The 18,859-nt window shown below is 66.0% G+C and carries 11 protein-coding genes; 3 read left to right on the forward strand and 8 right to left on the reverse strand.

Annotated elements, in window-relative coordinates:
• Together ACIA12_RS06760 and ACIA12_RS06765 are read right to left on the reverse strand one after the other, a co-directional pair.
• Complete coding sequence (locus ACIA12_RS06760; RefSeq protein ID WP_396365843.1) at positions 1-468, reverse strand: GNAT family N-acetyltransferase; 468 nt, start codon at positions 466-468, stop codon at positions 1-3.
• On the reverse strand, positions 465-1,730 hold the full coding sequence (locus ACIA12_RS06765) for an erythromycin esterase family protein (protein ID WP_396365845.1): 1,266 nt from the start codon (positions 1,728-1,730) through the stop codon (positions 465-467). Before ACIA12_RS06765 ends, ACIA12_RS06760 begins: the two co-directional genes overlap by 4 nt.
• Before the next feature lie 110 nt (positions 1,731-1,840).
• Here ACIA12_RS06765 and ACIA12_RS06770 point away from each other — a divergent pair, with 110 nt between their 5' ends.
• On the forward strand, positions 1,841-5,710 hold the full coding sequence (locus tag ACIA12_RS06770) for a glycosyl hydrolase family 28-related protein (RefSeq protein ID WP_396365847.1): 3,870 nt from the start codon (positions 1,841-1,843) through the stop codon (positions 5,708-5,710).
• A 15-nt stretch (positions 5,711-5,725) separates the two neighbouring features.
• Positions 5,726-6,820, forward strand: coding sequence for a Gfo/Idh/MocA family protein (locus ACIA12_RS06775; RefSeq protein ID WP_396365848.1), 1,095 nt, complete (start codon positions 5,726-5,728; stop codon positions 6,818-6,820).
• Between the two features lie 33 nt (positions 6,821-6,853).
• On the opposite strand, the gene ACIA12_RS06780 is transcribed toward ACIA12_RS06775, so the two are convergent.
• From ACIA12_RS06780 to ACIA12_RS06795, 4 genes are all read right to left on the reverse strand, one after another.
• A complete protein-coding gene (locus ACIA12_RS06780; RefSeq protein ID WP_396365849.1) occupies positions 6,854-7,087 on the reverse strand; it encodes a hypothetical protein in 234 nt (77 codons plus the stop codon).
• Between the two features lie 281 nt (positions 7,088-7,368).
• Positions 7,369-7,593 (reverse strand): DUF4926 domain-containing protein, encoded by a 225-nt coding sequence (locus ACIA12_RS06785; protein ID WP_396365850.1) that lies wholly within the window; start codon positions 7,591-7,593, stop codon positions 7,369-7,371.
• A gap of 325 nt (positions 7,594-7,918) precedes the next feature.
• Positions 7,919-8,302, reverse strand: coding sequence for a hypothetical protein (locus tag ACIA12_RS06790; protein ID WP_396365852.1), 384 nt, complete (start codon positions 8,300-8,302; stop codon positions 7,919-7,921).
• The gene (locus tag ACIA12_RS06795) at positions 8,299-15,747 is read right to left on the reverse strand and encodes an RHS repeat-associated core domain-containing protein (protein ID WP_396365853.1); all 7,449 of its coding nucleotides are present in this window, start codon (positions 15,745-15,747) and stop codon (positions 8,299-8,301) included. Before ACIA12_RS06795 ends, ACIA12_RS06790 begins: the two co-directional genes overlap by 4 nt.
• A 366-nt stretch (positions 15,748-16,113) precedes the next feature.
• Between ACIA12_RS06795 and ACIA12_RS06800 the strand changes: the two genes are divergently transcribed.
• Entirely contained in the window at positions 16,114-16,986 is an 873-nt protein-coding gene (locus tag ACIA12_RS06800) for a sigma-70 family RNA polymerase sigma factor (protein WP_396365854.1), read from the forward strand.
• Here the strand turns inward: ACIA12_RS06800 and ACIA12_RS06805 are convergent, their stop codons facing one another.
• Together ACIA12_RS06805 and ACIA12_RS06810 are read right to left on the reverse strand one after the other, a co-directional pair.
• Positions 16,987-17,550, reverse strand: coding sequence for a GNAT family N-acetyltransferase (locus tag ACIA12_RS06805; protein ID WP_396365856.1), 564 nt, complete (start codon positions 17,548-17,550; stop codon positions 16,987-16,989).
• Positions 17,547-18,821, reverse strand: coding sequence for an ROK family transcriptional regulator (locus ACIA12_RS06810; protein ID WP_396365857.1), 1,275 nt, complete (start codon positions 18,819-18,821; stop codon positions 17,547-17,549). The genes ACIA12_RS06805 and ACIA12_RS06810 overlap by 4 nt, the downstream gene beginning before the upstream one ends.
• Positions 18,822-18,859 lie beyond the last annotated feature (38 nt).

Below are 18,859 nucleotides of genomic sequence, written 5' to 3' on the forward strand. Positions count from 1 at the left end.
CTACAGCACCTTCTCGAACCAGTGGTCCTGGAACTTGCCCGGTGACGCAGTCGGCGGCGCGATCTCGGTGAAGCCGGCGGACGCATAGAAGGCACGCGCCTCGACGAGATCGTGCCGGGTGTCGAGGAAGAGCCGTCGCAGGTGTTGCGAGCGGGCCCAGTCCTCGGCGGCGGCCAGGAGCGCTCGGCCTCCGCCGCCGCGACGGTGATCGGGATGGACGAAGAACCGGGTGAGCTCGCCGGTCGGGTAGACGCCGAGGTGGCCGGCCGCGACGCCGTCGGCGCGGAGTACCAGGAAGACACCCAGGCCGGTGGCGGGATACTCGGCGAGGGTGAGGTCGATCTCGGCGTCGTCGGTCGGCCGGTGAAAGTACCTGATGGTCAGTTCGGCGAAGTAGTCGCGGATGAGCGCGCTGACGTCCGCGCGTCCGGAGTCCTCACCTTGAACGGTCCATGCCTGCCTCGTCACTGCGCTGGCACGGTCTCGGGCAATGGGACAGACGGAGTCGAGGTCGCGACGTAGATCAGGCCGTCGTACTCGCGGGTCAGCAGCGTCGGCGTGAACTGCATCCGGTACGTCCAGCGCTGCACGTATGCGCCGAAGCTGCGGAACATCTGCGGCTCGGCCAGCCACCGCTTCACCGGCTCCGGCGCGTCCTCGGAGCCGCGCAGGTTCAGCCAGTGATCGCCCGGACTCGCCGCCGCCAGCTGACCTTCGAGTGCGTTGAAGCCACCCCGATCGATGCTGTTGGCAACGACCGGACCGTCCATCGGGCCCGGCCACGGACCGGGCCGCAGCCGGCGGGCGCGAAACGCACCGGAGCCGAAGAGCAAGGCCAATGCGTAGTACTGCGCCCCGAACCGCTCCCGCAAATGCTGTCCCATCGGCCGCAGCTCAGTCGATTGCCGGCTGGCCGCGAGATGACCGTTGTGCGCCCAGACCGCGATCCGCCGCTCCGGATCCTCGTCGGCCAGCCGCCCGATCGCCTCGGCCATGTAGGCGTCGCGGACGGCGAACAGCGTCTCCGCAGGATCCTTGTGCTCCTTCGCCCGGCTCACCAGATCGCCGGCCCGCTCGAGGATCCGCGCATGGTTCAGTACGTCGGCGTCAGCGCCCTTGGCCTCAAGGAACGGAATAAGTTGCTGAGCCTCCCGCACGACCACCTGGTCCTTGTCCGGCACCGACCCCGGCTGTGCCTCGGCCAGATACCCGAAGCCCTCGTCGAACGCCGCCAACCGGTCAGGTACCGACGAGGCCAGAAACTCCCGTACCGCCGCCACGGACGCTGAGCACCGCTGCGGATCGATTCCCGCGAAGCGAACCTGCTCAGCCGCCGGCCGCCCGGAGTTGTAGGTGCGCATCCACTCGACCAGCGCCACGACCTCTTCGGTCTGCCAGGTCCAGAAACCGAGCCCGGCCACCACAGTCGCCGCATCGCCGACCCCGTCGCGCACATACGCATCGACGGCCGGCGCGGCCGATTCGCTCGCCTCCATCGCCAGCACGGAGTATCCGAGCTCGGTGACCAGGTACTCGAAGAGGCGGTGCTTCAGTTGGAAGAACTCGCGCGTTCCGTGGGTGGCCTCCCCCAGGCCGAGCACCCTCACGTCGCCCAGCGCCTCGCCCAATGGGGCCAGATCCTCGACGGGAGACCCCGGCACCAGGCTCGTCAGCGGGCGCGCAGTACCGGACAGCCACTGCTGGATCTCGGGGAAGCTTTCGTTGGGCACGGAAAAAGCCTATCCAGCCGACCTGAGTCACGGACTCTTGAATAAGTAACACGCATGGTTTAACTTACACGCACCCTTACTCCTGGGCCCGCCACCTGGAGGTTCCTGTCATGTCTTCGAGACGCCTGCTAGCGGGTCTGTTGCCCGCTCTCTTGCTGGGCGGAGCGCTTGTCGCGCCCCCCGCACACGCGGCAACCATGTACCCGAGCGGTGTCGGCGCCGACCTGGGCGCGACTCCCACGACGCTGGGCGTGAAGCCTTCCGCCGGCGCGGATCCGGCCGGTCTGCGGACCGGTACGGAGCAAGGCCGCACGTTCTGGCGTACCAACCAGGCCGCCGGCACCAGCTACTTCACGTTCGATGTCGACGGCGACTACGTGAGCGAGCTGAACACCGACGACGTCGTGGTCACCGTGACCTACCTCGACAGCGGCACGGGCACCTTGCAGCTCCAGTACGACGCGGCCGCCGACCCCGCGGCGCACGCCGACGACGTCCAGCTGAAGAACACCGGCACCTGGCAGACCGGCACCTTCGCGCTGAACGACATCGAGTTCGCCAGCCGACTCGGTGGTGGCGACCTGCGGTTGCAGGGCAGCGAGGACATCACCGTCGCGGGCCTGCGGATCAGTACTGCGGGAGCCTCGGTCGACCTCGGTGCGTCGCCGGCCCAGAGCGGCATCTCCCCACGGCCTGGTGACCGTGGGGAGAACTTGATCACCGGCGTCCAGGACGGCCGGTCGTACTGGCAGACCGACCGGACGGCCCCTTCGCCGGGGATGAACTTCTTCTACATGAACGTGTCCGACACGTACCTCTACGACAACCGCAACCTCGTGCTGATCAGCATCGACTACTTCGACGAGGGCAACGGCCAGTTCGGGCTGCACTACGACTCCCCCGGCACGACGATCCCGGAGATGTTCAAGAACTCGCCGGTCGTCAGCTACGGCAACACCAAGACGTGGAAGACCTACACGTTCGCGCTGACCGACGCCGTGATGACGAACCGGTCGAACGGGTCGGACTTCCGGATCCACATCGGTGACGGTGCGGTCGACCTCAAGGTCGCGGCGGTGCGAGTGGCGAAGGTGGCCACGGTCCTCGACGTCACCGAAGGGCTGAACGACCTGATCGACGAGGCGGCCCGGGTGCAGAAGGCGGCGCGGGAAGGGTCGCGCGACGGCCAGTTCCCGGTCGGCAGCCGCGCGAGCTTCCTGCAGGCGATCAACGACGCCCGGACGGTCGCGACGACGCCCGGCGTCACCGACGTACAGGTGAAGGCGGCGCTGCAGACTCTGCAGGCGAAGCTCAACGCCTTCAACGCGTCGATCGTCGACACCAACTTCGCATCCTTGGGTACCGCGAGCGCCAGCAGCGGCGCCGATCCGGGGAACGCCAACGACGGCAACCACGAAAGCACCTGGACCAGCGGTCCCGGGGACTCCTGGTTGCAGCTGGATCTGGGGCAGAAGCGTGCGGTCAACGACGTCCGGGTCGAGTGGGGTCCGGTCTCCTCACCCGACTACACCGTGCAGGTGTCGGACGACGGCTCTACGTTCACGACTGTCGGCCGGACTGGTTCGCCCGGTGCCAACCAGTTCAGCAAGACCCGCTTCGCGACCGTGACGGCTCGGTATGTCCGGGTCGCCCTGACTGGTGCCAACAACTACACGGTGAAGGAACTGCAACTGCGCGAGTCGCCGGTCGTGGTGCCCAAGCCCAAGCTGGTCGACACCGAGAACCCGACCGAGGACGTGGTCGTCGCCGACTTCGACGCTCTTGAGTTCGGCGCGGACCGTACCGGCGTCAAGGACTCGACGAAGGCGATCCAGAACGCGATCTACGCCTGCGTCGACGCGGGCGGCGGCACTGTCTGGCTGCCTGCGGGCAAGTACCGGGTGACCGACACCGTCGAGGTGCACGCGTTCTGCACGCTCCGTGGCGACCGCCGCGATCCGGACAAGCCGGGCAACCACCACGGCGACTACGGCACCACCGTCATCGCCGACCTTGCCTCGGGCAACGATGGCCCGGCGTTGTTCCGGATCGGCGGCTCGGCCGGCGTGATCGGCGTGACGACGTACTACCCGCGCCAGAGCGCCACGACGCCGGTCCCGTACGGCTACACCTTCGAGATCCCCGGCGGCGCCTGGATCGGCAACGAGAACTACATGATGTCGACCGTCTCCGACGTGACGATGCTCAACTCGTACCGCGGGATCGGGATCAGCACCTTCCCCAACGACCACGGCAACGCGCCGAGCTCCGGCCAGGTGCACGAGTCGACGACGATCCGCAACGTCCGGGGAACCGCTCTCTTCGAGGGCGCCCGTGCCTACAACGGTGCCGACGTCGGTACCTGGGAGAACGTGACCTTCAGCAACTCGTACTGGGCGGCGGCGCGCTCATTCAACCCGCCCGCGCGCACCACGCTCGACGCGTGGACCCGGGCCAACGGGACCGGTCTGGTGCTCGGCGATCTCGAGTGGGACCAGTTCCACAAGATCACGCTCTCCGACTACAAGGTCGGGATCCACGTCGTCGCCGGGCAGCGGGCGCAGTTCACCGGGAGCTTCCTGCAGCCCGATGTCCAGCGCACGGGGACGGCGCTCAAGGTGGACGTGATGGACGACCGGTGGGGTCTCACCCTGGCCGGTGGCCGGATGGAGGGCGAGCAGGCCATCCAGAACGACTCCCGCGGCTATGTGAAGGTCACCGGTACCACGCTCAACGGAACCGTCGCAGGCACCGTGCACCGGATGACCGGAGTTGCTCCAACGTATACGCAACGGCCGTTGCCCAGTCCGGCTGAGGATGTCCTGTATGTCGCTGATGCACCGCATGGGGTCGGCTACCTCCCGGCTGCGGACGCGACAAGCGCAGTACAGAAGACGCTGGACAAGGCCGGTCGAGCGGGCGGCGGGATCGTGTACCTCCCGGCCGGCTGGTACCGGATCAGCACGCATCTCACCATCCCCGCGAAGGTCGAGCTGCGCGGCGCATCCGCTGTCCCGAACCGCGATCAGGGCGGGAACAGCGGAGGTACGGTCCTGCATGCCTTCGAGGGACGGGCCACGGCCGCTCCGGACACAGCAACCGCTCTCTTGACGCTGGACGGCAAGAAATCCGGCGTACGCGGGCTGCGGGTCTTCTATCCCGAGCAGAACCCGGGCAAGGCCGAGGGAGTCGCTCCCTACCCGTACGCCGTGCGCGGCAAGGGCGCCTCGACCTACGTCATCAACGCGGGGTTCCCGAACGCATGGAACGGCGTCGACTTCACGACTTTCCGCAACGACGGGTTCGTGGTCCGCAAGGTCGCCGGCGCCTTCTTCGACCATGCGATCGCCGTCGGCCGCAGTACCGGCGGGCGGATCGAGGGCGTGCTGTCCAACGGCAACGCGGTCACCCGGGTCGGGTACCAGCAGCCGAACTGGATGGACGAGGGCAAGATCTTCGAGCTGGTGATCGACAAGTACATGCGCAGGACGGCCAAGATCGTCACCGTCGACGGTGCTCTCGGCCTGACGCTCTTCAACGTGTTCGCGTACGGCTTCCACGACGGGCTGGTCGTGAACGACGGTCAGGTCGACGCGTTCAACCTGGGCACCGACAACCTCGGTGAGGGCGGCTTCACGGTGAAGGTCGTCAAGGGCGACGTCGAGGCGACCAACCTGGCTCGCTACAACGGCGCGACCAGTACCGGGCCTGTGACGCTGCACAACGTGATGGTGATCAACGTCGTCCAGCGGCATGTCTCGGTCGCGGTGGCTGGGAACGGCACGGCGCGGATCGCGGGGAACGAGTCCGAGCCGGGGACGTACGAGATCGGCGCGCAGGTGACCGTGACAGCCACGCCCGGGTCGGATAGCGTTTTCCAGAACTGGACCGTGGATGGCGTGGTGGTCTCGACCGAGGCGTCGTACAGCTTCACCGTGAGTGCGGACCAGGTACTGACCGCGAACTTCACAGCTACGTAGCTCCGGAAGGGCCAGATGTCTGACTCGACGAACAACCACCAGGTCGCCATCGTGGGCTGCGGCATCATCGGCCGCACCCACGCCGACACCATCGCGGCCCGGCCGGACGCCTCGGTCACCGCGCTGGTCGACGGCGACACCGCTGCCGCCGAAGCACTGGCCGCCCGGCTGAAGGAGGCCGGACAGCCGGAGCCGAAGGTGTACGGCGATCTCGGGGCGGCCCTGTCGGGTTCGGACATCTCGCTCGTCGCGATCTGCACGCCGAGCGGTACGCACGCCGCGCTCGCCGAGCAGGCGCTGAGCGAGAAGAAGCACGTCGTCATCGAGAAGCCGCTCGACGTCGACCTCCCCCGGGCCCGCCGTCTCGGCGCGGCGGCCACCCGGGCGGCCAACCACGGGGTCGTCTCGTCGGTGATCAGCCAGCACCGGTTCGACCCGGGCAGCGCGCAAGTCGCCGAGGCGATCAAGGCCGGCCGCTTCGGCCAGCTCACTTCAGCCGTCGCGACGGTTGCTTGGTGGCGCAGCGACGAGTACTACGCCTCAGCCGGCTGGCGCGGCACCTGGGCCCAGGACGGCGGCGGCGCCCTGATGAATCAGGGCGTCCATACCGTCGACCTGCTGCTCTGGTTCATGGGCCGGCCGGTCAACATCCAGGCCCAAGCACTCCGCGCCGCCCACCACGCCATCGAGGTCGAGGACACGGTCGTAGCCACCCTCACCTTCGAGAACGGCTCGGTAGCCACCCTCCACGCCACCACCGCGGCCTTCCCCGGCGGCCGCACCCGAGTCTCCGTCCACGGCACCGAAGGCGGCGCCGAACTGGAAGACGACCAACTCCGCCGCCTCAACGTCGACGGCTCCCCCGACGACCAACCCCTCGACGCCGACCGCCTATCCGGCCACGTAGCGCAGTACGAAGACATCCTCACCGCCATCACCACCAGCAACCAACCAGCCATCACCGTCCACGACGCCATAGCCGCCCTCGCCACAGTCCGAGCCGTCTACATCGCCTCCACCCTCCAACGCCCCATCAAATTCCTAGACGTCCTCGAAGGCCACTACGACGACGTCGACGTCAGCCGCGGAATCCGGCTGCCCCCGGCCTGATTCGGGCTCTGCGGAGCATTTGAGAGAAAAGGGCTACTCGAGCATCGAGTCGAGTTCTGTCAGCGCCTGACGCTCTGGTCCGGTCGCTTCCATCAGTCGCTCTTGGACGCTGGCGCGGACCGAGGCCAGCTCCGTTGCCGGTAGCTCGACCAATTCGGCAACCAGCGACTCGAGTTGGCTGACAGCCACGTCGGGATGAACGTCCTTGTCCGACGCGTTGGCAAAGAAGAGGATCTGCTCTATCGCGATGTCGATCAATGTGCTCACGGGACGACCTTAACCGAGATATTGGTAATTCCGAGTCCGTCGAACATTCGCTCCGCCCGGCGCGCCTGGGCTGCATTCGGAACCTCCCAGCGTCCGGTATATCCGCTACCTTCGAGCGCTCGTGATTGCCCAATCGGCCATCCTGGCCCTTCCAGAACAGAGCCCGGTAGGTGAGATCGCCGGCTTCCCAGCGGTTTCCATCCCGGCCATAGTCGACGGCATCAGCAGGAACGGCACCGACCGCCACAACCTCCCGAACCATCGCCAGCAACGACATCGGCCTAGCGGTCACTCTTGTCCAAGTCGACTTCTAGCTCGATGCGTTCCGGCTCGACAGCTCCCGTAAACAAAGTTCGTCCTTCACGATCAACTACCTCGACCTCGTACGCAAAGTAATGAGACACATACACATCGAGGATGACGGCACGGGAGCCAGCGGGCACACCCTCCTCAGGCAGCCCCGCGGGGATGCGAACAACGTCGAGCGGCCTCAACAGGCCAGTCATCTGACGAAGGCCGTCGCGAGTCGAGATACATGGGAGCCCTTGGCAAGGATCCAGCCAGTTCGGACCACAGCGGTCCCTTCCGTCCAGTCATACGCATATCCACAGTGAAGCGAGCGCCAGGCTCATCGAGCTTACCCGGAGTGGGGGACGGCTCCACAGACGACCAGTCCGTCCACGCCGAGCCGCCGAGCCGCCGCGCGGTCACGTGACGCAGTACGAGGACATCTTCGATGCCGTCGGCAACGGCGATCAGCCAGGTATCAGGGTCCACTACACCCTCGACGCCCTAGCGACCGTCCGCCCCGTACACATCGCCTCATCGCTGCTACAAAGTCACGCTTTCAGGATCAACCTCCTGCGCGGGCCAGAGCACGCCATCGCCATCAAGCACCCACGCAGTCGCTGCAAGTTCTACACCGATCGTTGCCATGGTCAAAGCAAAGAGATCCTCCCAACGGCACTCGACAAGGCATGCCGTCATGGCTGACAAAGGAGGCGGCGCAGAGCCGTCAACCATGACGATGTTCCCTCCGCGCCATTCCCAGTCAAGGTCTGGATCCAGGTCTCCATAAATTGTCAGCAGTCGGCCTTCATGATCCGTTAGCTGAGTGACCTTGTCCGGGCTCGTGACGGCACCGCGGTCACGCAAGACTTCACTAACTCGATCAAACAGATCTACGTCCTCGGACATCAAGAACGCACCCTTCATCCCATCTCCTTGATAATAGCCACCAGTTCCTTAAGGTTTCGAGCTATCCGAATACCTTTCCGGGCGGCATCCTCCCACGAGCCGTTCGGAATGTCAGGCGCGTAGCCGATCACCCGACGGCCAGTCGTTGAGGCCGTCTTGACCATCTGCGCCGCTATCCCTCGAGCGCCTCCCTGCTTGACCTGAATGATGATATCGCCGAGATCGATGTCTACTTCGCGAGAATTTCCGTTCGCCATCTTAATCATGTTGTTGACACCAACAATCTTACCCGGCATAGCCTTCTCGATGTAGTTCGCGGCTGAGCCGACATGCGCATCGGTCGAGGTCCAGACCTTTGGTGCAGTGGGTGTCGGCTTCTGACCGAGAGCGCACTTGTACTGGCCTCGAAGTTTGGCCGGCAAGTGGCGGACGATGTTCTGCTCGGCCCATTGGACGGCTTTGGTCTTGGCGAAGAGCGCTCCAAGTCCCTTGGCGCCGAACCCGAAGGCGAGTGTGGTTCCGGCTCCCCAGAGGAAGTCTTTGCCTGCGTCGCTCCAGCTGTAGTCGTCGCCCCAGATGAGGGAGTTCAGGTAGCCGCCGGCGGCGTTCCCGGCGCCTGCGCAGGCCGCCATCGCGTAGATGCCGCCACCGGCGCAGAGGCCAGCGGCTCCTCCTGAGAGGCCGCCCTGGATTGCGCCCTTGCCTGCGCCTTCCCACGTCGCGCCCCAATCGCCACCACTGCTCTTGTAGGCGCTGATGCCACCTGAGATTCCGCCGATGATGGCGCCGCCGACGGCTCCGACCACGCCACAGACCCAACAGGCTCCGGAGGGGTCGGTGTAGGTGAGCGGGTTGTTGTAGCCGTAGGAGTAGGACTGGATGTATCCGTCGCGTGGGGATGCCGGGGCTGGGTCGGGTCCGGTGAAGCGGCCTTGGGCGGTGTCGTAGTCGCGGAGGCGTACGTCGTAGAGGCTTGTCTTCGCGTCTTGGTACTGGTTGTGGAAGCGCAGGGGGTTGGTGGCCATGGCGCCGGTGGTGGCGGTGATGGCGGTGCCGAACGGGTCCCAGGTGGCGGAGCCGGTGAGGGCTGTGCCGGTGTTGGTGGTATCGGTGATAGAGCCCTGGTAGTCGCCGAGCAGCCAGGTTGGGGTGGTGCCGACGGTGTCGATGTAGGCGCCGCCGAGGCCGCTGACGGGGTCGTTGGTCCATTGGTGGGTGGTCGTGCCGGTGCCGTTGGCTTCGGTGATGCGGATGGGAAGGGCGCCAGAGGTGTCCCAGGTCCATTTGGATTGGAGTGCGCCGTCGGCGGTGGAGGTGAGACGGTTGCCGGCTTCGTCGTAGGTGTAGTCGATGACGGCGCCGGCGGTGGTGGTTGCCTGGGCGAGGTTGCCGTCCAGGCGGTAGGTGAAGGCTTCAGTGCCGGTTGGGGAGCCGCGGTTTTTCAGGTAGCCGTTGGCGTCGTAGGTGCTGGTGGTGACTGTCGCGCCGGTGGTTTCGGTTTGGATCCGGTCGTCGGCGTCGACGACTGTTGCGGTGACGACATCGGCTTGTCCTGGGGTGATCTTGGTGGTGGTCTTGCGGTTGCCGTTGGGGTCGTAGGTGTACTGCGAGCCGGGCGCGCCGGCGCAGGTAGTTGCTGTTGGCGACGGCGTGCAGAAGTTCGTGAGTTGTCCGGCTGTGTCGTAGCCGTAGAAGCTGCGTTGGACGGTGCTCCCGCGGGTGGTGTCGATTGTGGTGGGGCGGCCTGCCGCGTCGTAGGCGACTGTTTGGGACATCAGGGCAGCGCCGGAGCGGCCGTGTTCGATCTTGGTGAGTTGACCGGCGGCGTCGTAGGTGCGGTCGGTGACCAGGCCGCCTGCGTCGGTCTTCTTGAGGTGCCCGGCGGTGTCGTAGGTGTAGGTGGTCGCGATCGGCGTGCTGATCGAGCCGCCGCTGAGTGTCGCGGTCGCGACCAGGCCGTCGGTGTCGTAGGTGAAGGCTTGTGAGCGGCCGTCCGGGTACGTGCGCTGGGAGAGCCTGCCTTGTGCGTCGTGGCCGTAGGCGAAGGCGGCGGAGCCTCGGGTCAGACCGGTGAGTCGTCCTGCCTTGTCGTAGCTGTACGCCGTTGACGCCGCCCCTGCCGTCACGGTCTTCGGGCGACCGGCAGCGTCGTAGGTCGAGGTGACATCCGGTGTGCTGTCGGAGTAGTCGACCTTTGTCGTGTGGCCAAGGTTGTCGTAGGTGTAGGACACCGATCCGGCAGGCAGGGTGGTCGAGGCGAGTGCGCCGGACGGCGTGTAGGCCATCTGGGTCTCGCGCCCGGTCGGCGTGACATTGGTGGCGAGCCGGCCGGCCGCGTCGTAGGTGTTGACGTAGGCGCCGTTGCGAGGCGTGGTGGTCTTGGTGAGGTTGCCGGTCTTGTCGTAGTCGTAGGCCGTGACCGCGCCTGTGGGCGTTTTGACCGACTTCAGTTGGCCTAGCGCGTCATAGGTGTAGTCGACCTTGCCGCCGGCCGGATCGGTGACAGAGTCGACCTGTCCGGCAGCGTCGTACGCGGTGAGAGCTGAGCGTCCCAGCGGGTCGGTCGATTTGGTCTGCCGACCGTTGGCGTCGTACTCGTAGGTGGTGATCTTTCCCAATGGGTCCGTGACCGAGGTGACCTGGCCGTCGTCGTCGTACGACGTCACAGTCGCGCGGCCCGATTGGCTTTGGACCCGTGTCTGCTGCCCGGCCTTGTCGAACGTGAACGTCGTGGTGATTCCGGCGTTGGTGCGGGTCACGACGCGGCCGAGCTTGTCGTACGTCTGCGAGGACTTCACACCGGTCGGGTCGATCGTCTCCGCAACCCGGCCCAGTACGTCGTACGTGGTGCTGGTCGTGCTCATGTCCGGGTTGGTGACCCTGACCGGCCGCCCTTGGGCGTCGTAGGTCGTGACGGTGGCGAGCTTCTTGGCCAGGTTGTTCGGATCGGACACCAGCGTGTGCGTCAGGTGGCCTTCGGCGTCATAGGTGAACCGCGCGGTGTACTTCTCCCGAGTCACGGCATCGGCGCCTGCGACGTTGCCTTCGGGGCCGGTCGTCGAGGCCAGGTCGCCGGTAACCGGGTCGTAGGTATTGGTGGTCTTGGCACCACCCGGAGCGGTGGTGCTGATGAGTCGCCCGGCGTCGTCGTACTCGCTCGTCGTCACGCGGCCTTCGGGGTCGGTCGTCTTGGTGACCTGGCCTGAGGCGTTGTATTCGTACTTCGTGATCCCGCCACCAGGGTCGGTGGTGGTGAGAAGTTGGCCGAGCGCATCGTAGGTGTTGGTCGTTACCCGGTCGAGCTGGTCGGTATGGGTGAGTACCTGACCGAACGCGTCGTACGTCCAGTGCTCGGTGTTCTCCTCGACGACCTCAGGAGTCGCGCCGGCCACGTTCCCGAGGGGGCTGGTCTGCGACAGGCGCTGGTGTTTGGCGTCGAAGGTCGAGGTGACCACGGCGCCGCCCGGGCTGGTGACCTTGATCGGGTCGCCCTTGGCGTTGTAGGTGAAGGTGGTGACCTTGCCGAGTTGGTCGGTGCTGGTGGCGACCTGGCCGAGCGCGGTGTAGGTCTGCGACGTGGTTGAAGCGTCCGCGTAGGTCGTCTTCAGCAGTTGCCCGCTGCCGTCGTAGGCATAGGTCGTCTCGTTGCCGGCGGCATCCTTGTAGGACGTGACGCGGTTGCCGGCGTCGTAGGTCCATTGTTCGAAGGCGCCTGCCGCGTCGGTGGTGCCGGTCGGTAGGTATTGCTTGAGGAGGTTGCCGTGGGTGTCGTACTCGCTGCGGGTCAGTTCCTGGCCGGGGCTGGTCGTGGCGGTGACGTGGTTGTTCGACCCGTAGTACAGGTCTTCTGAGCGTCCGTCGCCGCCGACGTGGGAGACCAAAACGTTGCCTTGGTAGATGTCTTGGGTCTTAACACCGGCCGGGTCTGTGATGGTCGCGGTTTCGCTGGCTGCGTCCCAAGCGAAGGTCCAGGTGCCGCCGGCCTCGTCGATCTGGGAGACGGCGCGCTTGGTGGTCGGGTCATAGGTGGTGCGTGCGCTGACTGCGCCGGTCGGGTCGGTGATGCTGTTCAGGAGGCCGACGGTCGCGTCGTAGCCGTAGGTGGTGGTTTTGCCGTCGATGCCCTTGACCGAGGTGAGCTGTCCGCCGGTGTAGCCGTATTCGGTGACGTCGCCGGTGGAGGCGGTGATCTTGCTGATCAGGGGGCCGTTCCAAGTGATCGTGAACGTCTGCGTCAGGTCGTCGGTGATCGTGGCGAGCTTGCCGCCGGAATAGGCGAGCGAGACGCCGCGGCCTTGGGGATCACGGTCGGCGATGAGCTGGCCGGTCGCGTCGAACGTCATCGTGTCGCCGGCGATGTTGGTCAGTACCCAGCCGCCGCCGGACTTGTCGGTCAGCGTCGCGGTGACGCCTGGGTCGGGGGTGACGTAGGCACTGCCGGATTTCGTGTACTTCGTGACGCCGCCGGTCCCGTTGCGGATGTCGAGGGAGTTGTCGGCGTTCTTGGTCAGCGACACGTCGTACCCGAACGTCCAGCCCTTGCCGAACGATCCGACATGGTCGTCGAGGCTGTTGTAGGTCCTCGTGCCGGTGAGCGAGCGTCCCGGGCCGGCTACCGCGAGATCGGTGAAGTACTCGGTCAGCGAACCAGTAGCCGTGTTGACCGGGTCAGCGGCGAGGCGGGTGTTGACCATGCCCCGGCCGTCCCAGCATGAACAGCCCCACGTACGGCGCAGCGGTTGCGGGTTGGGACCGCCGTAGCCGCTTTGCGAGATGGACTTCAAGAAGATCGACCGGGCACCGTCGGACTTGGCCGCGTCGACACCGTTGTGCCCGGTGTAGTCGCGCTCCTCCATGTGCGCCCAGTCGGCGATGGCCGTACCGTCCGCGGTCAGGTGCTTGAACTCGCCACCGTCGGAACCGAACCGGTACAGCTTCGACCGATCCGAGTACAGCTGGTAGTCGGTGAACTGCTGCGTCTCGTCACCGAGTTGCTTGCGCAGATGGTTGTTGTGGAAGACGTTGTTCTCACCCGACGACCCCGACCACTTGACGGCCTTCTTCCCGGCCGCCCACCAGATCGGATACCAGTCCGAATCGTCTGGATCAGAGCCGCCCTCGTCACCACAGTTGCTCTGACAGTTCGAGGACTTGTGCTCGTACGGGACGGTGACCTCGTTCAGCTCGAACAGGTTGTTCCGCTCGAAGCCACCGTGCAGGTTGAGATCGGAGTCGAAGCTGTTCGCGATCGCGACGTTGCCGCTCGACGACCACTGGAAGGTGAAGTGCCGCAGGTCGCGGGTTGTGTTGCCGGCGTAGACCGAATCCCAGACGCGGGAGCCGCGGAAGTACCCGTTGCCGCCCTTGCCCTTGTTCCATGAGCCTTCGAGCTTGTTGTCAATCACCGAGATGTTCGCCGCGGCCTCGGTGACGATCGGGTGCGACCCGGTCATCTCCGAGTGCACGTTGCGGATCCACGAGTTGTTGACCCACTTCAACACGATGCCGTGCATCGCCGCGGCCGGATCCATGTTGCCGTAGTTGTGCTTGGCCGACTCCTTGTCCAGGCCGGGCATGACCTGAGTGAAGGCGAGGTCCTCGATACCGACGCCGGTGACCAGGTCGACCATCGGCGACACCTTCGACGGGAACACCTCACCGTTCAGCGGCGCCGAACCATCCGACGTCGAGTTGACCGGCAGGTCGTACTCGAGCGGCTTGTCCAGCGTGATCGTCCCAGCCAACGGGTCACCCGACGTCACCATGAACATCTGCTGACGCATGTGCAGGTTCTCCAACGGGAACTCCGTCGGCGTCGCCTCCATGCTGTCGTAGAACTTCTGCGAGTTCGCGGCCATCACGTTCACGAAGCCGCCGACCTTGAGATTGTCGAACGGCGTCCCCGGCGCCAGCTGGATGACCTTGTCACCCTTACGGGCGCTGTAGTTCGCGTCGCCGGCCTTGCCACCCAGCAGCAGCCCGGTCGTCCAGTGGTCGTTGACGGTGCCCTCGAACAGGTCCTTACGGTTCGGCGCCGCAGCTGCATACTGCTCGGCGTACTTCGGAGCGACCGCGCGCGACTGGACCCGGATCATCCCGCGACCCGGCCAGATCCACCCACCGGTCGCGTCACCCGACGTCATCGCGTCGAGATCCCAGCGCGAGCCGTCCTTGGTGATCTTGTCGTAGCGCGTGTTCGCATCCGGTGCGAAGACGAGCTGCGTACCGCCGGTACCGGAGCCCGCGCCGCGCAGCAGCATGTAGTCGGCGTCCAGGTGCAGCTCGTGGCTCAGGTTGATCTTGCCCGCAGGCAGCAACACCTTGGCCATCGAATCGATCCGGCTCGTCGGCGAGCAATCCGTGCGGATGTGGTCGATGACCGCCTGCAACGCGTTCGTATCGTCCTTGTCGTCGTTCGGGATCACGTTGTACGTCGACTGAACCGTCGCAGCCGTCAAGTTGCAGGCAGCGTCACTGCGATAGTTCGACGGAGCCGGCAGCGGAGTACCACCACCGAAGCCCGCGTGGCTCCAGTCGTAGACGCCGGCGATCGGCGTACGCCGGTTGTCGGAAGTCGCCCAAAGGTTCTTGATCGCCGGACCAGGCTCCTCATCAACCGGCGGCGCGACCCGGAAGTCCGGCATCGTGCCGACCGTGAAGACCGCGGTGACATCCTTGGTCGCACCCGTGCCGGTGTTGATCAGCCAACGGGCCTTCAGCTTGTGCTGACCGTTCGTGGTGGTCACCGTGAACTGATGCGGCGGCGTGGTGCTCTTGCCAATGAAGCTGTCGTCCAGCAACCAGGTGACATCGCCGGACACACCGACCGGGTTGGACAGCACAGCGGTGAACGGCGAGTTGACCTTGCCCGCGTGCAACGGCGTACCACCCGACGACAGGAACGGCCCGTCCTGAACGTTGGCAGAGGCAACAACCTCCTTAGGTTGCTGATTGGACGGATCCGTCCACGTCGCCTTGACCTGATGCGACCCGGCACTAGTGGTGATGTTCGCCTGGAACGGCGACGACGTGTCCTTGATCACCAGCGCGCCATCGAGCAGGAACGTCACACCACCCGGGATCGACGTCGGCACGCCGGCCAGGTCCGCCCGGAACGGCGAGTTGACCGTCGCCCCCTGCAACGGCTCACTCCCCGCCATCAGAGTCGGCTGCGTCGGCGCAGTACCGACCGTGAAGTTCGCGAACGTCTCAGCCGTCGCACCGATCGCGGTGTCGATGACCCAACGCGCCTTCAACTTGTGCGGCCCGGCCGTATAGGTCGCCGAGTACGAGTGTGGAGGCGTCGGTGTCTTCGCGGCGAACTTGTCGTCCACCAGCCAGGTCACCTCACCGGTGGCTGCCGGAGCATCGATCAGATCAGCCTTGAACGTCGCCGGCTGCGTCGAACCCGCCAACGCAACACCAGCCACGGTCAGCGAAGGCGATGCAGCCGTGGACGCCACGGCCGGTAGCTTCACCAGACCAGCTGTCAGCAGAACCGCCGACAACACAATCGCCAAGAATTTGGGCAGGGCAAGAGAACGCAACCGACCGACCACGAGAAACCCCCAGTATCAGCACCCCCGAGGTGCAACTGCCCGGGACGAGGCAGCCGAGCCAGCGTGCGGGCCACCGCTTTGTCCTCGCAAGGTCATCCACCAAGGTTGCAGGAACCTGCAATTCGCAGGTGAATGTCACACGTCGGTGACCGGTCGACTACGCGAACTCGCTTGACGTTGACGTGGTCGCGGACCTATTGGGCCTGCTCCTGTCACATTCCTCAGGTTGGGACAGTCAGAGTGGTGATGGTGCCGACGCGGAGGATGCTGATGACGGACGATGAGTGGCTGGCGGAGCGGTTTGAGGAGAAGAGAGCACAACTGCGTGGTGTGGCTTATCGGATGCTGGGGTCGGGGGCTGAGGCTGAGGATGCTGTGCAGGAGGCTTGGCTTCGGTTGAACCGGGCTGGGGCTGGGGAGATCGAGAACCTTGGTGGGTGGTTGACGACTGTGGTTTCGCGGATTTGTCTGGATCAGTTGCAGGCTCGGCGGGTGCGGCGGGAGCGGGTGCTTGACGAGGTACCGGCGGCGTTGAGTGTGGTGGATCCGGAGCGGGAGGCGTTGCTGGCTGATTCGGTGGGGGTGGCGTTGCTCGTTGTGCTGGAGACGCTGACTCCGGCTGAGCGGCTTTCGTTTGTGTTGCATGACTTGTTTGCGGTGCCGTTCGAGGAGATCGCGCCGATCGTGGACCGTACGCCGGTAGCGGCGAGGCAACTCGCGAGTCGGGCTCGGCGCCGGGTTCAGGGACGGGGCGACGGTCGGACGGCCGTCCCGGAGCCTGATCAGGCCGCTCAGCGTGAGGTCATCGAGGCGTTCCTGGCGGCTGCACGCAACGGGGACTTCGAGGCGTTGGTCGCAGTCCTCGACCCGGACGTCGTGGTCCGCAACGACCTCGGCGGAGTCACCCGGGCGATCCGCGGCGCTGCGAGTGCCGCCAGTGGCGCGGTCGCGGCCGCGGCCGTCAGCGCGCCTTCCGCGCACCTGGCCTTGGTGGACGGCGCCGTCGGTATCGTGGTTGCGCCCGCCGGCCGCTTGCAGCGGGCCATCCGCTTCACCATCCGCGGTGGCGCCATCCACGAGATCGACATCGTGACGGAGCCGGCCCGCCTGGCCGAACTGGAGCTGGCAGTACTGACCGCTTGATCAGGGTCTGGCGCCGGGCAGCCGGGTGTTGAGGATGCGCTGGAAGAGGTGGCAGTCGCGCCACGCCCCGTCGATGTGGAGGTAGTCGGGAGCGGTGCCGATCTGGCTGAAGCCGGCCTTCTTCAGGACCTTCTGGGAGGGAAGGTTGTGGGTCAGCGTGCTGGCCTCGATCCGGTGCAGGAGCAGTTCCTTGTCGGCCGCCTCAGCCACCGCCTGGACGGCAATCGTCGCGAGGCCCCTGCCCAGCAGGTCTGCGTCGATCCAGTAACCGAGGCTCGCGCTCCGGAACGGACCGGGCACGATGTCGGTCAGCGTCATCGCACCCACCACCCGGTCGCCCTGGAACAGGAACCACGGCACGACCTCACCGCGTTTGTAGCGCTCGAGTTGCTGGCCGAGCCGGTCCGACTGCCCGGCCGTTGTGAACCAGCGGTCCGAGCGGACTGGTTCCCACGGCTTCAGGTGCTCGCGGTTGCGAACCTGTGCCTCGGCGAAAGCAGCGGCGTCGTCAAGCGTCGCCACCCGCATCGCGACATCGTCGGTGAGGGGTCTGTCCAGGGTCACTTCGGCAGCCTACGAGCCTGGCTGGAACCGCCGACCCGCGGGGTGAAGGCGTCGTGGAAGATCGTCGAGGCGGCGCCCACCGCGGCAGCGTCGGCCTGCAGCATCGACTCCTCGACCGCGACCGTCCGGGTGCCTTTCGCGATCGGGTGTGAATTCACCGCCCGGCTGATTTCGGAAAGGAACACCGCAGCGATTTCCTTTTCGAACGCCGGGCCGCCGAGCACGATCAAATCGATATCGAGCAGATCGACCAGGCCGACCGCACCCTGCGCAATCACCGATGCGACCTGGGTAACCGCCTTCTGGGCCGCCTCGTCACCGTTCGCGGCGGCTTTGCAGACCGCTTTGTAGCGTTTCGCCTCGTCGGTCGCCCCGGCGTCGGTCTCGACATATCCGAAGCCGGCCGCGATCACCGGCAGCCCGGCGGTCGGATTGCATTCGGCCATCATCTTCGGGCCGGTCTGCTCGTCCCACTCCCCCATCTTCAGCGCGCACAGCTGACCGAACTCGCCGGCGTTCGCGGTCAGCCCGCGATAGATCGAGCCGTTCAGGATCAGCCCGCTGCCGACCCCGGTACCGAGGTACAGATAGGCGAAGTCGCGGGCCCGCGCGGAGCGGCCGATCCAGCGCTCGCCGATCGCCGCCGCGGTGCCGTCCTTCTCGACCAGCACCGGGTGGTTCAGCTTGCCCTGCAGGAGGTGGCGGATCTCGAGCCCGCGCCAGGCCGGCTGCAACGGGAGGTCGAGCAGGGTGCCGTCGGCATTGATCGGCCCCGGCACCGCGACTCCCACGCCCAGCATGGAATTCGCGTCCACCTGGCTGATGCTCAAGGCCGCTGTCACGGTCGCCGCGGCGAGGTCGACCAGGCGCACGGCGTCCAGATCGGCCGGCAGGTCGACGGTCTCCCGCCGCACGATCGTGCCGTCCAGATCGACCACCGCGACGGTGAGCAGTTCGGGGTCGATGTGGATGCCGACGGCATGGGCCGCGTTCGAGCGCAGCCGCACCGGCGTACGGGGTTTGCCGAGGCGTTCGGCGCGTTCCTGCGCCTCCTCGACCAGCAGTCCCTGCTGGAGCAGAACCCGCAGGATCCGCGACACCGACTGCTGGGTCAGCCCGGTCCGCCGGGAGATCTCGGTCCGGCTGATGATGCCGGCCAGCCGGATCGTCTCGATGATCACGGCCTCGTTGAAGGAGCCCAGGTCGTACTGGTTCGCGCCGGAACGCGTCGGCTCGTCGAGCACCGCCGACTCAGTCTCTGGCGTAACCATCGCCGACCTCCTCTGTCTGCATTACTTTCCCCGTTCAC

Origin of the sequence: Kribbella sp. NPDC051620 (genome assembly GCF_044453825.1) — a bacterium.
Classification (GTDB): domain Bacteria; phylum Actinomycetota; class Actinomycetes; order Propionibacteriales; family Kribbellaceae; genus Kribbella.

What these genes read in the sequence shown, in the direction of transcription:
- ACIA12_RS06800 (WP_396365854.1), top strand. Translation starts at nt 16,114, where the DNA reads ATGACGGACGATGAGTGGCTGGCGGAGCGGTTTGAGGAGAAGAGAGCA.
- ACIA12_RS06775 (WP_396365848.1), top strand. Translation starts at nt 5,726, where the DNA reads ATGTCTGACTCGACGAACAACCACCAGGTCGCCATCGTGGGCTGCGGC.
- ACIA12_RS06785 (WP_396365850.1), bottom strand. Translation starts at nt 7,593, where the DNA reads ATGACTGGCCTGTTGAGGCCGCTCGACGTTGTTCGCATCCCCGCGGGG.
- ACIA12_RS06770 (WP_396365847.1), top strand. Translation starts at nt 1,841, where the DNA reads ATGTCTTCGAGACGCCTGCTAGCGGGTCTGTTGCCCGCTCTCTTGCTG.
- ACIA12_RS06790 (WP_396365852.1), bottom strand. Translation starts at nt 8,302, where the DNA reads ATGAAGGGTGCGTTCTTGATGTCCGAGGACGTAGATCTGTTTGATCGA.
- ACIA12_RS06810 (WP_396365857.1), bottom strand. Translation starts at nt 18,821, where the DNA reads ATGGTTACGCCAGAGACTGAGTCGGCGGTGCTCGACGAGCCGACGCGT.